The 13,570-nt window shown below is 49.7% G+C and carries 12 protein-coding genes; 8 read left to right on the top strand and 4 right to left on the bottom strand.

Annotation, left to right across the window (positions count from 1 at the left end; all coding sequences use genetic code 11):
- The first annotated feature begins 42 nt into the window (after positions 1–42).
- The 7 genes from WH37_RS16515 to WH37_RS16485 all read left to right on the top strand — a co-directional run bounded on the left by WH37_RS16515 (position 43) and on the right by WH37_RS16485 (position 10,215).
- Positions 43–2,562, top strand: a complete 2,520-nt coding sequence (locus tag WH37_RS16515; protein ID WP_046231715.1) for a GH39 family glycosyl hydrolase — start codon at positions 43–45, stop codon at positions 2,560–2,562.
- A gap of 303 nt (positions 2,563–2,865) precedes the next feature.
- On the top strand, positions 2,866–5,142 hold the full coding sequence (locus WH37_RS16510) for a glycoside hydrolase family 3 C-terminal domain-containing protein (RefSeq protein WP_046231714.1): 2,277 nt from the start codon (positions 2,866–2,868) through the stop codon (positions 5,140–5,142).
- A gap of 38 nt (positions 5,143–5,180) precedes the next feature.
- On the top strand, positions 5,181–6,551 hold the full coding sequence (locus tag WH37_RS16505) for an MFS transporter (RefSeq protein ID WP_046231713.1): 1,371 nt from the start codon (positions 5,181–5,183) through the stop codon (positions 6,549–6,551).
- A 46-nt stretch (positions 6,552–6,597) separates the two neighbouring features.
- On the top strand, positions 6,598–6,858 hold the full coding sequence (locus WH37_RS16500) for an HPr family phosphocarrier protein (RefSeq protein WP_046231712.1): 261 nt from the start codon (positions 6,598–6,600) through the stop codon (positions 6,856–6,858).
- Positions 6,859–7,160: 302 nt separating this feature from the next.
- Positions 7,161–7,982 carry an AraC family transcriptional regulator gene (locus WH37_RS16495; RefSeq protein WP_046231711.1) on the top strand — a complete coding sequence of 274 codons (822 nt, stop codon included), beginning with the start codon at positions 7,161–7,163 and terminating at the stop codon, positions 7,980–7,982.
- Between the two features lie 208 nt (positions 7,983–8,190).
- Positions 8,191–9,180, top strand: a complete 990-nt coding sequence (locus WH37_RS16490) for an aldo/keto reductase (RefSeq protein ID WP_046231710.1) — start codon at positions 8,191–8,193, stop codon at positions 9,178–9,180.
- Positions 9,181–9,231: 51 nt separating this feature from the next.
- Entirely contained in the window at positions 9,232–10,215 is a 984-nt protein-coding gene (locus WH37_RS16485) for a hypothetical protein (RefSeq protein ID WP_052737020.1), read from the top strand.
- A 125-nt stretch (positions 10,216–10,340) separates the two neighbouring features.
- On the opposite strand, the gene WH37_RS16480 is transcribed toward WH37_RS16485, so the two are convergent.
- Entirely contained in the window at positions 10,341–11,168 is an 828-nt protein-coding gene (locus WH37_RS16480) for a hypothetical protein (RefSeq protein ID WP_046231708.1), read from the bottom strand.
- A 285-nt stretch (positions 11,169–11,453) separates the two neighbouring features.
- Here WH37_RS16480 and WH37_RS37080 point away from each other — a divergent pair, with 285 nt between their 5' ends.
- The gene (locus WH37_RS37080; protein ID WP_269431319.1) at positions 11,454–11,585 is read left to right on the top strand and encodes a hypothetical protein; all 132 of its coding nucleotides are present in this window, start codon (positions 11,454–11,456) and stop codon (positions 11,583–11,585) included.
- A 54-nt stretch (positions 11,586–11,639) separates the two neighbouring features.
- Here the strand turns inward: WH37_RS37080 and WH37_RS16475 are convergent, their stop codons facing one another.
- From WH37_RS16475 to WH37_RS36470, 3 genes are all read right to left on the bottom strand, one after another.
- Positions 11,640–12,482: a 1,4-dihydroxy-6-naphtoate synthase gene (locus WH37_RS16475; protein WP_046231707.1), complete on the bottom strand. Its 843-nt coding sequence runs from the start codon at positions 12,480–12,482 to the stop codon at positions 11,640–11,642.
- A complete protein-coding gene (locus WH37_RS16470; protein ID WP_046231706.1) occupies positions 12,479–13,129 on the bottom strand; it encodes a futalosine hydrolase in 651 nt (216 codons plus the stop codon). Before WH37_RS16470 ends, WH37_RS16475 begins: the two co-directional genes overlap by 4 nt.
- Before the next feature lie 197 nt (positions 13,130–13,326).
- Positions 13,327–13,542, bottom strand: coding sequence for a hypothetical protein (locus WH37_RS36470; protein WP_046231705.1), 216 nt, complete (start codon positions 13,540–13,542; stop codon positions 13,327–13,329).
- Positions 13,543–13,570: the final 28 nt, after the last annotated feature.

Below are 13,570 nucleotides of genomic sequence, written 5' to 3'. Positions count from 1 at the left end.
ACGATAGCATAAGGTCAGATGGACGAGGCAGGTAGGACACAGATGGATCATACTTATGAAATCATTCAGACGGATCATGAGCTGCCGCTGCATATTTTTTTTCATAACGTCAGATATGTTCCAAATCATTGGCATGACAGCATGGAGCTGCTGTTCGTGCTTAAGGGCAAGGCAATCATTGCTGTACAAGGCAAGCCTTTCGTGCTTAATGAAGAGGATATTATCCTTATTAATAGCAATGACATTCATACGATACAATCGGATGAGGAAAATCTGCTGCTGGCGCTGCAAATTCCGGATTCATTCCTGCGTGAGCAGGGGGTGGACACGGAGCAGACCGCCTTTGAGTGCAATTCCTGCTGGCATGCTCAAGGCGATCAGCAGAAGTTTATTGAAGTACGTACGCTGCTGTCCACCATTATGTGGAATTATAATAAAGCCGGATATGGCTATGAAATTAAAGTCCGCTCCCTGCTGCTGGAGCTGATTTATTTGCTGCTGCGCAAATTCAGAAGCACGCAGGAAACGCGGGAGTACCCGATCAACCGCCGAACGATGGCGCGGCTCCTCCATCTGAATGAATACATTCAGGAGCATTACAATCGTCCGCTGACGCTGAATGAGCTGGCCGAGCGTGAAAATTTCTCAGTCTCGTATTTATCCAGCTTTTTTCAAAAAAGCATGGGTGTGACGTTCCGTACTTATATTACACGTATTCGGCTGGAGCATGCGGTCAAAGCGATGCTGACGACACAGGAGCCGATTATCAAAATCGCGCTGGACAGCGGTTTTCCCAATTTGAAAGCTTTTCACAAGGCGTTCAAAGCGGTCTACCAGATGACGCCGACGGAATATCGCGGCCATCGTGGGCAGCATTCGCCTGAGACGGAATTGCCCGTGCCTTCCAGCGATAATTACTTGGCTTTTGACCGGGAAAATGCATATATCAGCTTGTTTAAATATTTGCCAACGGAAGCGAGTGCTGGAACGATCGCGGCTGCTGATCAAGGCTCCATCTGCCGCTCCATACAAATCCGCGCCTCTGGCAGCGGGCGTACGCTGAAGCATACTTGGCGCAACTTATGTACGATTGGCAAGGCGAAGGAAGCCTTGTTTGCTCCAGTCCAGCAGCATTTGCGGATGGTGCAGCAGTCTATTGGCTTTCAATATATTCGCTTCCACGGCATCTTCGATGACGAAATGATGGTGGCACGGTTGGGGCCAGACGGCAAGCCGCTGTTCAGCTTCGGCTATGTCGATCAGGTGGTCGATTTTTTCAGGAGCATCGGGCTGCGTCCCTTCTTCGAGCTGGGCTTTATGCCGGGCGATTTTGCAGATCAGTCGAAGTTTTTCTTCCATAAAAAAAGCTATATGAGCATGCCTAATGAAATGGCACATTGGACTGAGATGCTGGAAGCCTTCATCCAGCATCTCCTTACTCGTTATGGCAGTGCCGAGGTAAGCAGCTGGCGCTTTGAATTTTGGAATGAGCCGGATGGCGGGCTGTTCTGGCCAGACTCTTTTGAACAATACCTGAAATTGTATGAAGCGAGCTTTAAGGCGGTCAAGCGCGTGTACCCGCAGGCGCAAATTGGCGGGCCATGCATGCAGGGAGACACCGTCGTGGATCGCAGCCATTGGATGGAAAAATATTTGGCTTATTGCACCGAGCATGCGTGCCTGCCTGATTTTATCACCATTCATATGTACCCGATTGAATATGCGGTAACGGAGTCTGAGCATGATCAAGTGCCTCAAATCAGCGATTTCCGCTATGCGGGCGAGGACTATATTCCTAAAATGCTAGGCAGGGTGAAGCGCAAGCTGCTGGAGCTTGGCTGGACAGGCACTGAGCTGCATGTGACGGAATGGAATGCCACGCCCCATCATCGGGAGCTGACGAATGATACTTGCTTTAAAGCCGCATACATTGCCAAAAACATCGTGGAAACGCTCGATGAGATGAGCAGTCTAGGCTACTGGACGGTCACGGATTTATTGGAGGAGCTGCCGCTGCCGCAGGAGACATTCCATGGCGGACTCGGCATGATTACAAATAATGGGCTCAAAAAAGCGGCCTTCTATGCCTACGAGCTCCTTGCCAAGCTGGGCAGCAAGCTGCTAGACCGCGGCGATGGTTATTGCCTGACGATGTCGAAGGATGGCACATATCAGCTGCTGCTGTTCCATTACGCTCATTTTGACCAGATGTATCTCAAAAATGATATTTCAGGCATTCAGCCGCATAATCGCTATGCGGTGTTTAATCATAACGACCAGCTGGAGCTGACTATACAGCTAGAAGGGCTGGAGCCGGGGGCTTACCGCATTCACCGGCATACGATTAACCGGGAATCAGGCAGCTCTTATGATGAATGGCTGCGGATGGGAGCGCCTGCCGGGCTGATGCAGTCGGATATTGACTATTTGAACCAGTGCAGCTTGCCGAAGCAGCATAGGCGTACCGAGATAGCTGGGGATGTTTTGACGCTGAAAGGCCTGCTAGCGCCTCATGAGGTTCAACTATTGGAGATTAAACGGGAATGGCTCAATAAAATTTAAAATTCTGAAGACCTTCGTCCGATTATACAATCGGTGAAGGTCTTTTTTTGTAGCGGGCAGCGGCTATATGGCCTTTTTTATTTTCTTTTTGAAGGAGTAAGAAAGACGAGGAAGGATAATCATAAAAAGTGACATTGTTTTCAATGAAAAGAGGGAAGGAAAGCGCTAAACAAACGCACTATACTTAAATTAGTTGATAAAGAAATGGGGATAGGAGAAGCTTGCGCTTCTTAGTCTTCCATTTTTTTCTGTGGGGTAGAACAGGGACTCATCATCACCTATATCGAATTGGAGGTTTTTACATTGACGAGAAATATTCAGGAAATCGTAGCACAAATGACGCTGGAGGAAAAAGCCGGACTTTGCTCAGGTCTTGATTTCTGGCATTTGAAAGGTGTTGAACGTCTAGGCGTACCTTCTATTATGGTAACGGATGGACCACACGGCTTGCGCAAGCAGCAAACAGGTGCGGATCATCTGGGGATTTTCGACAGCGTTCCAGCAACTTGCTTCCCTTCTGCAGCGGGACTTGCCTGCTCATGGGATGAAGAGCTAATTGGCAAAGTCGGCGTTGCGCTTGGTGAAGAATGCCAGGCAGAAGATGTTGCCGTCCTGCTTGGGCCGGGCGTAAACATTAAACGCTCCCCGCTTTGCGGACGCAACTTTGAATATTTTTCTGAAGATCCTTATTTGTCCTCCGAGATGGCGGCAGGCCATATCAACGGCGTACAAAGCCAAGGCGTCGGAACGTCGCTGAAGCATTTCGCGGTAAACAATCAGGAGCATCGCCGGATGTCGACGGATGCGGTTGTCGATGAGCGCACGCTTCGCGAAATTTATTTGGCAAGCTTCGAGGGCGCAGTGAAAAAAGCGCAGCCCTGGACGGTTATGTGCTCGTACAACCAAGTGAACGGCGCCTTTGCTTCCGAGAATGTAAAGCTGCTTACGGATATTTTGAAGGATGAATGGGGCCATGAAGGTTTTGTCGTTTCCGACTGGGGCGCGGTTAATGAGCGTGACCTGTCGCTTGCGGCAGGCATGGAGCTGGAAATGCCGGCAAGCAACGGCGTGGGCGAGAAAAAAGTTCTTGATGCGATCAGCAATGGAACTTTGACTGAGGAAGCACTGGATCGTGCCGTAACTCGTCTGCTTCGCATTATTTTCAAATCGGTGGATGAGAAAGTCAAGGATGCTACGTATGACAAAAACGCGCATCACCAGCTGGCTAGAACTGTTGCAAGCGAGAGCATGGTATTGCTGAAAAATAAAGGCGGCTTGCTTCCACTTGCGAAAAACAGCCGTATAGCCATTATCGGCGCTTTTGCCGAGAAGCCAAGATTCCAAGGTGGCGGCAGCTCGCATATCGTGCCGACAAAGCTGGATCAGCCAGTGGATGAAATCAAGTCGCTCGTTAGCGATGCTTCGGCTGTTGTTTATGCGCAAGGCTACCACGCAGGTGATGATGCAATCGATGAAGCGTTGATCGAAGAAGCGAAGCGTGCTGCAAGCGAGGCGGAGGTTGCTGTCATTTTCGCAGGCCTGCCTGACCGTTATGAATCAGAAGGGTATGATCGTGAGCATCTTAACCTGCCTGAAAATCAAAACAAGCTGATCGAAGCCGTTGCCAGCGTTCAAAGCCGCGTCGTCGTTGTACTGCTCAATGGATCAGCGGTGCTGCTGCCATGGCTGGATCAAGTAGATGCTGTGCTTGAAGGTTATTTGGGCGGACAAGCCGTTGGCGGAGCAGTGGCAGATTTGCTGTTCGGAGAAGTAAATCCTTCCGGCAAGCTCGCAGAGACGTTCCCGCTGAAGCTTAGCGATAATCCTTCATTCCTGAACTTCCCGGGTGAAGGCGACCGCGTTGAATACAAAGAGGGTATTTTCGTAGGCTACCGTTATTATGACAAGAAGGAAATAGATGTTCTGTTCCCGTTTGGATATGGTCTGAGCTACACGACGTTTGCTTACAGCGACTTAAAGCTGAGCGCAGCAAGCATTAAGGATACAGACGAGGTTGAAGTAACGGTTAACGTGACCAATACAGGCAGCGTAGCAGGCAAAGAGGTTGTACAGCTTTATGTGAAGGATGTCGCAAGCACAGTTATTCGTCCAGAGAAAGAGCTGAAAGGCTTTAAGAAGGTTGCACTGGCGCCGGGCGAGACGAAAACGGTAAGCTTCGTGCTGAATAAACGTTCTTTCGCTTACTACAATGTGGATATTAAGGATTGGCATGTGGAAAGCGGCGAATTCGCTATTTTGGTTGGACATTCCTCGCAGGAAATCGTTCTTGAAGCGACACTTGCAGTTGAATCTACCGTTAAATTGAAAAAGCATTATTCGCAAAATACGACGCTTGGCGATTTGTATAACAATGAAGAAGCAACGGCTATTCTTCAGCCATATATGAAAAAATTCCAGGAGAACAGCCCGCTCGGCGGCGTAGATGAAGATGATGCCCATGCCGAAATGATGGTCAAAATGATGCAATACATGCCGCTTCGCAACCTGATGGCATTCGGCGGCGATGGCTTCACCAAAGACATGCTCGACCAATTAATTAAAGAGCTGAACAGCTTATAAATTAGCTTTTAAAGCTAGGTACAAGAGGAGAATATGCGATGAGTGCGAATCAGACAGCAAGTAGCGTTCAAGACGACGCGTACCATAAAGTAAGATGGTCGGAACGAATTGGTTATGGCTTTGGCGATGCAGCCAGCAACCTTATTTTCACAGGAGCGGCTACGTTTCTAACGTATTATTATACAGACGTAATGGGACTGGCTGCAGGTGCAATCGGAACGATGATGCTGATTGCCCGTATATTGGATGCCTTTCTTGACGTCGGTGTAGGGGCATTGGTAGACAAAACGAAAAACAAGCATGGTAAAGCACGTCCATGGCTGCTATGGATGATGATCCCATTCGCAGCTTCAGGCGTATTGCTCTTTACATTCCCTGATGTGGGACCAGGTGGAGCTCTTGTATACGCGTATGTCACTTATTTATTAATGAACTTTATTTACTCGTTCATTAATATTCCATATGGAGTGTTGAACTCTCTTGTTACGCAAGACGGCTATCAGCGTTCGGTACTCAATATCGTTCGTATGCTTGGCGCGCTTGCAGGGGCAATCGGCGTCAGCTTCGCGACGCAGCCGCTTGTTAAAGTATTTGGCGGCGGAGAAAAAGGCTGGATTTTGACCTTCGCGATATATGGCGTTCTATCTCTCATTATGTTCTTCATCACCTTTAAATCGACGCGTGAGCGCGTAAAACCTTCCGTGTCGCAAAAAGAAATTCCTTTCAAGCAAGGCTTGGGAGCGCTATTCCGCAATAAATATTGGGCGATTATGCTGCTATTCGCTGTCACTGTTTACACAAACTATGGCATGAATGGTTTGAATATTTATTACGCACAGTACATGCTGAATGATGCCGAACTGCTGGGCCTTCTCAGCTTTGCCGGATTGATTCCTATCGCGGTCGGTTTGTTCTTGATTGCTCCACTTATCAAGAAGTATGGCAAACGGAACGTGGCGTTTTTCGGAAGTTTTATTATGATAGTGGGCTCGCTAGTTATATTGATTGATCCAACGAATGTCACATTTGTTATTGTTGGCTTGGTGATCAAGGCGCTTGGCATGACGCCAATTCTGGGTACGATTTTTGCCATGCTGGCCGATACCGTAGAATATGGCGAATGGAAAACAGGTGTGCGTACAGAAGGACTCGTATACAGCGCAGGAAGCTTTGGTACGAAAGCGGGCAGCGGTCTGGGCGCAGCTATTATTGGCTGGGGTCTGGCGATTGGCGGTTATATCGGAGGGCAAGAGACAATCAGCTCTTCCGCAAGCAGCGCGATTCACTTCATGTTTATTTACTTGCCGATTATTTTAGGGATTTTGCAGATGGTCATTTTGTATTTCCACAAGCTGGATAAATTGTATCCGCAAATTGTAGCTGAATTGAAGGCTGTTAAAAAAGGTTAATAAGAGGCAGCAAACAATTATCCAGAATGAAAGGTGCTGAAAAAAGATGAAATCACATGACACGTTAACGAAACATAATGGCTTTAATGTGTTGTTTGCGAAAGAATTCACGACGCTTGCATCTTCTTTCGAATCCGAGATTCGCGTCATTTGGCAAGCGAAAAACATTATTTCCGATGGCAAAAGCATTTTGGGCTTAATGGCGCTCGATATTATGAAGGGCACTCCGATCAAGCTCACTGCTGAAGGTCCAGACGAGGATCAGGCGATTGAGAAATTGGCTGCTATATTCGAAAGCCATGAATAAGAGGTGCTCTAGGGCAGCGTAGTAGGGTGAAAATAAGCATAAAAGCAGGGAGAGGAAATCCTCACCCTGCTTTTTTACTTAGAAGTTACGGCTGAAAAGGGCATTTTTATTAAGAAATTTCATCTGTTTAAATGTGTCAGATGTTTGAAAACTGTGCTATTATTATCGGAAAGCATCCAAAAGCAGCGCCCCCACTATAGGGGCTGTTTTTATATAGAGAAATCATGAGTGGTATTGCCTTGTTGCAGCAGTCGTTCGCCACATCACGATGCAAGATAGCGTAGAGAGGGTTGAAGGTCATCATGGCAGTGTTTCAGTATAATCCGGAGCGTCCCTTTCGTGATGGCCCGGATATGTATTTGCTTTATTGGGGCAAAGAGGCGTGTAAGCCTTGCCATCTAATAGGGCCAATCGTAAGGGAAAACTTTAAACTGCATTTCATTCATAAAGGAAAAGGGACTGTGAAGGTAGCGGGCAAAACCTACACGCTGACAGCCGGACAAGCATTCCTCATTTATCCGCAGGTGCTGATTTCCTATGAATCGGACGAGAAGGACCCGTGGACGTACTCCTGGATTGGTTTTTTTGGAGAGCAGGCCGCCCAAATCATCGCCCGAACATCGATTACACCAGAAAACCCCGTATTTCCTATGGATATGAAGCTGATGCCAACGTTATATGACCAGTTGACGGAAGCTGTCTCCCACCAAGCCAGCAGTGATTTGCGCCTTCAGGCTATTTTGTATGAGTTTTTATCGCTGCTTGTCGAGTTCGTTCCTTTAACGGACAGCAATAGCAGCAATGCTGCGCGCAAGCAGGAAGCCTACATTCACCGGAGCATGGAGTTTTTACACGCCCATTACAGTGAACGAATTACGATGGAGCAGCTTGCTGCCGTACTCGGCCTGGATCGCAAATATTTGTCTTTTCTGTTTAAAGAGGCTGTGGGCATGCCGCCACAGCAGTATTTGCTCAACTATCGGATGAATAAAGCCTGTGAGCTGTTGGGGAAGGGAATATACAGCATCAGCGAGGTGGCGCGTTCCGTAGGGTACCAGGATGCGCTGCTTTTTTCTAAAATGTTCAAAAAGGTAAAAGGAACACCGCCGCGCAATTTTGAATAGCTCATTTTACAAGCGTAAACGGCTGAAGCCGTCCTCTGGCGGCAAAGCTGCTGTTTCGCGTAGAAATATAGAGAATGGATCGAAAAATCATATACTTTCCTATATTAAAAAAAGACATTATTCCATAAATATCATCCTTGCTGACATAGGATTCATAGTGGTTTCCCGCTACAATAGGTTTATATTGAACCTGAGGAGGAACAGAATAATGAGCTATTTGGCAAGTCATAATCGATATGACACTATGACATATAATCGCAGTGGGCGAAGCGGATTGAAGCTGCCCGCAATTTCGTTAGGGCTGTGGCATAATTTTGGCGGTATTGATTCCGTTGAGAAAGGCAGAGAAATGGTTAGACGGGCATTCGACCTTGGTATAACGCATTTCGATCTGGCGAATAACTATGGACCTCCACCGGGCTCGGCTGAGCTATCGTTCGGCAGCATTTTGAAAGCGGACTTTGAAGCTTACCGCGATGAATTGATCATTTCGACCAAAGCCGGTTACGGCATGTGGGAAGGGCCTTATGGCGATTTTGGCTCCAAAAAATATTTGGTGTCTAGCCTTGACCAAAGCTTGAAGCGTATGGGACTCGATTATGTCGATATATTCTATCATCACCGTCCAGATCCAAATACGCCGCTGGAAGAAACGATGGCTGCGCTTGACCTGATTGTGCGCCAAGGCAAGGCGCTGTATGTCGGCCTGTCCAACTATAAGCCAGAGCAGACGCGTGAGGCATCGCGCATTTTGAAGCAGCTGGGCACGCCTTGTCTGATTCACCAGCCGAGCTACTCGATGATCAATCGCCACGTAGAGGATGGTTTGCTGGACGTGCTGGACGAAGAGGGTATTGGCTCCATCGTCTTTTCCCCGCTTGCGAAGGGCATGCTCAGCGATCGCTATTTGAATGGCATTGCGCCGGATTCGCGCGCCGCTGGCCCAAGCGTATTTTTGCGACCAGAGGAAATTACCGATGAGCTTATTGTTAAATTGCGCAAGTTGAACGAAATGGCGGCTGGCCGCGGCCAGAAGCTGTCGCAAATGGCACTGGCATGGGTACTGCGAGGCGGACGAGTAACTTCCGCGCTTATTGGCGCAAGCAAAGTCAGCCAGATTGAGGATGCAGTTCAGGCACTTGCTGTTGCTCATTTTACCGATGAAGAGCTGACGCTGATCGATCAGATTTTGCAATAGGCACAGGGGGATGAGGCAATAGCTATAAAGGCGCAACCATTCGTCAATCGGGTGCTGCTGACGCTTGATGCTCACCTCGTTGAGGATGCGAAGGGGATATTCTACGAACGGTTCCTTCGTGCGGACAAGCAGGCAGGCCGGACCGATGTTTATGGAACGGCCGATGCCGCCAATCTGTTATACACGGTGAACGGGCTGCCGGAAGGAGAAACGGCAAAATCCGCATGGACGCAGGCGCTGCAAAGCTTTCAGGAGCAAGGCAGCGGAATGTTCCGCGGGCTTTATCATAATGAGCTGCATAGCGCGGCGTTCGCAATATCAGCTCTGGAGCTTTTGGATGGAAAGCCACTATATCCGCTTCAGCAGTTTGCAGCCTATAGAAGCAAAGAAGGGCTTTACGAATTGCTGGAGCAGCTGGATTGGGTACAGCAGCCTTGGGGAGAATCACAGAAGGGTTCTGGCGTCTTCGCAAGTCTGGTGCTCGCACAGGAAGTAGACTCCGCGTGGGAAGCCTGGTACTTCGACTGGTTGAAGGAGCAGGCAGATCCGGCAACGGGCCTATGGCGCAAAGGCTGCATTGTCGATGAATATGGCGAGCTACGCGGTGCGCCGCTGTTCCATCACTTAGCTGGCAGCTTTCATTACCTGTTTAATCTGGCTTATCGCAATCAGCCCATTCCTTATGTGGAGGAGCTGGTCGATACTTGTATCGCCTTGTTCCGCAGCGAGCAGTGGGAGCAGCCGAAGGAGCAGCTTTCGTTTTTCGAAATCGATTGGGTATACGTGCTGGGCTGCTGCTTGAAGCAAACGTCCCATCGCCGCGAGGAAGTGCTGGCCGTTATCCGAGAATCAGCAGCGCCTTTCCTTGCTTATATCGAGAAACTGGGCGAACAATCGCCGGCAGAGCCGTTTGAGGATTTGCATTCGCTATGCGGCGCCGTAAGCGGCCTTGCAGTCATTCAGCAGCTGGCACCAGAGCTTGTCCTTACTGATCGTCCGCTTAAGCTTGTATTGGATCGCAGGCCGTTCATTTAAGAGCCTCATTAAAAAATAAATACGATGGAATCCACCCCTTAGAATAAACATGGGATAACCGGTTGGTTAATCCGATGACGTTCTAAGGGGTGTTTGTTAGGGTTGAAAATAGTTGGACGGGTGCCTTATGAAGCGAGCAGCGTATTCGCCTTCGTAATAATGGCGGCGATTTGTTCCTCGCTGCTGTAGATCGTCTGTTTCTTATCTAAAATACTTTGCTGCAGCGTCAGCAATTTAGCGAAGGATCGCGAAGCTGCTGCGGCATCGCCTTTCTTCACAGACTGGGTCAATAGCTTGCCTTCGGCCGTTATAAGCTTGCGGGTGCTGGATATGCTGCTTTTGGCGGAACGGATTTTGATGCGCTGCGAGGAAGCCGTCTCTAGTATGGCGCGCGTTTGCTTCACTTTCAGCACAGTGGCAGCTTTAAGCTTGCTGTAGGCATCGGTTTTATTTTTAATATCCAGCTTGGCGAGCTGGACGGCTCGTTTCGTTTGCTCCAGCTGTGCCTTGAGCACGGTATTCAGCTCCTTGCTTTGCAGCAGCTTGGCGGCTTCCTGCTGCTTTCGCAGCGAAGCGTACAGGTCAAAAAGCGGCTGATAACGCTCCTTCGTTTGCTTAACGTCAGCTGCCAGCTTGGCAAGCTGCTCCTGATTCAACTGCTTGATGCGCTGTCGAATGGCAACAAGCGCTTCTTCATTGCGATAATGAAGGGCGGTAATTTTGCCATCCCAAGTATCTTCCTGCTGCTGGGCGGACAGCAGGCTGTCGTATTGCTTCTTGAGCTGGGAGGCTGATGCGGAGTCGGCATCCGCGGTCAGCTTGTCAAAGGCCGTCTGAACGGTGGGCGAAAAGGGCAAGATCGACGTGGCGGCGGTAGAGATAGATGGCAGGGTCAAAAATAAGGATAATGCGATAAGGCTGGTAAACAGATGCAGCGGCTTGAAAATAAACATAGTGGAGCCCTCCTTTAAAATGGTGGAAATGAAGTGGAAAAGAAAGACGTTGAAGGGCAGCGATAGAGGGCATAGTCCCGAATGCACGCAAAAAAGCACCCGCAAGAAGGACGCCTGAGGCGTCTTCTCTTACGGGTGCTTCCATCGTAAGCCGCTGCTATTCAAATAATTATTTCCAAATATACTAAAAGGAAGGCCATTCGTCAAGCTCTTTCCGAGGGCTGTTCCCCCCGCCGATTCTCCTGTATGATAGTAGGAAAAGAGACGAAAGGGAGGAAGCAGCGAATGAATGTACCTATAGGCGTTTGGATTTTTTCAGGCTTAATCGTTATTTTGCTGACATGGATGACACTTTGGGTTACGAAAAAAGCGTATTCGAAAAAATGGGACGATTCCGATCAGGATATCGAGACGTAAATCCACGAGCCCACACTTTTACACGCAATGTGCGTCACAATAGCTCGTCCTGAGCTAAGGCTGAAATTTCAGCAGCTCAGGATCGATGGCTGGAACGAGCCCTTCCTGCGCAGCGCGGTTCAGCAGTGTCGTAATAGCCTCGTATCCGCTATCGCCGAGATTCGCGGTAAAGTCATTCACGTATAGATCAATGTGCGCCTTTGCAACGGCAGCGTCCATCTCTTGGGCATGCTGCATGACGTATTCGCGAGGCGCCTCCGGATTAGCCCATGCATAAGCGACTGAAGCCTGAATCCACTTCGTAATGGCGGGCAAATCGAGCGAGCGGCGGGCGATGATGGCACCGAGCGGTATAGGCAATCCCGTGTCGGATTCCCACCAGCTGCCAAGATCCGTCATCATGGATAGCCCAAAGCTTGGATATGTGAAACGCGCTTCATGAATGACAAGGCCAGCATCGATATGTCCGTCGCGCACGGCGGGCATAATTTCATGGAATGGCATGATGACGATATCGCCGACCCCGCCGGGAACGTGCTTTGCCGCCCAAAGCCTGAACAGCAAGTAAGCGGTGGAACGGTCGCTTGGCACTGCTACGCGTTTGCCTGATAATGCTGCCGCATCTGTGCGGGTTCCAGCTGTCAGGACGAGCGGGCCGCAACCTCTGCCCAGCGCACCGCCGCATGGGAGCAGCGCATAATCTTCCAGCACCCAAGGGAGGGCGGCGTAGGAAACTTTCAGCACATCAAGCGGGCTGTCGCCGCTGGCTGCCAGACGATTGGTAATGTCGATATCGGCATACGTAATTTCCAGCTCCGGTGCATTCGGGATAAGGCCGTGCGCCCAAGCGTGAAAGACGAAAGTATCGTTCGGACATGGAGAAAAAGCGATTTTCATACAAGCACCTCCAATAGTGTGGGGCCCGCAGCTTCCAAAGCCTGCAAAGCTTCGCCAATTCGCCATGCACTCCGGTCCCTTGGGCCGATAGCATTCGAAATGGCGCGAATTTCAAGAACGGGAATGCCAAAGCTTTGTGCAGCTGTCGCGACGCCAAAGCCTTCCATCGCTTCAGCGGCAGCGCGAGGAAAGCGCTCGCTCAGCGCCTGGGCGGTGGCGGCAGTTCCGGTGACGGTCGACAACGTTAAAATGGGGGCCAGCGCTGCTGCAAGGCCAGCCTGAGCGAGTGCTGTGGCTAAAGCGGAGGCTTGTCCGCTGGCCTCGATTGTGGAAGAACCGAAGCCCAGTGTGTCCAGACTGCTGAAGCCGTCCGGTGTCTCTGCCCCGAGATCGGCGGCAACGATAGCATCGGCAACGACGAGCGAGCCGACAGCTGCGCGTCCGGGAAAGCCTCCGGCGATTCCCATGCAAATGACGAGATCGAAGCTTCCCCGTGTGAGTGCAAGTGTCGTACGGACAGCGGCTTCCGCTGGGCCGACTCCTGCTTCTGTCACATGAAAGCGCGGGTTGTTTTGCAAGCCTCGACAAACCGCATCCATCTCGGCTGTGACGGGGGTCATAATTAAAATGTTTGGGCCAGCGTCCATCAGGTACAATCTCCTTTAACGGCAAAATTTCGCACCATCATGCGGGAGCAGATTGCATCTACGGCCGCATAATGCTGCGAAAAGCTAGGGTTGTTGCCATTTCCGAGCTTATTACTTAATTATAGTACGGTTGCAGACGTAAGGAAAGGCGAGCGCTTTCCTTGCTGCAAGCGATTAACGAGCCGCATAAAAAGCGGCTATTTGCGTTTCATTTCAAAAAATTCGCATTGCTCCCGGGAAAAATAAGTAATATCGCTGACGCTCGTTTGAATGACGACCTGCGTATCGTCGAAACGGACGATGTTCCCGCCAGAGCACACAATAAAATCATCTTCAAAGACGCGCAGCCGAAGCTCCCGCTGGAGTGCCTCCTCGAAATCCGCATCCGTTATCAATTTACGGTTTATCGCCATCATCAGACTCCTTTGCTGGGTAAAATTG

Source organism: Paenibacillus algorifonticola, from assembly GCF_000971975.1.
In the GTDB taxonomy this organism is placed as follows: Bacteria; Bacillota; Bacilli; order Paenibacillales; family Paenibacillaceae; genus Pristimantibacillus; species Pristimantibacillus algorifonticola.
Note: the sequence above shows the minus strand (reverse complement) of the source record. Positions and strands in the feature narration are given on the sequence as shown.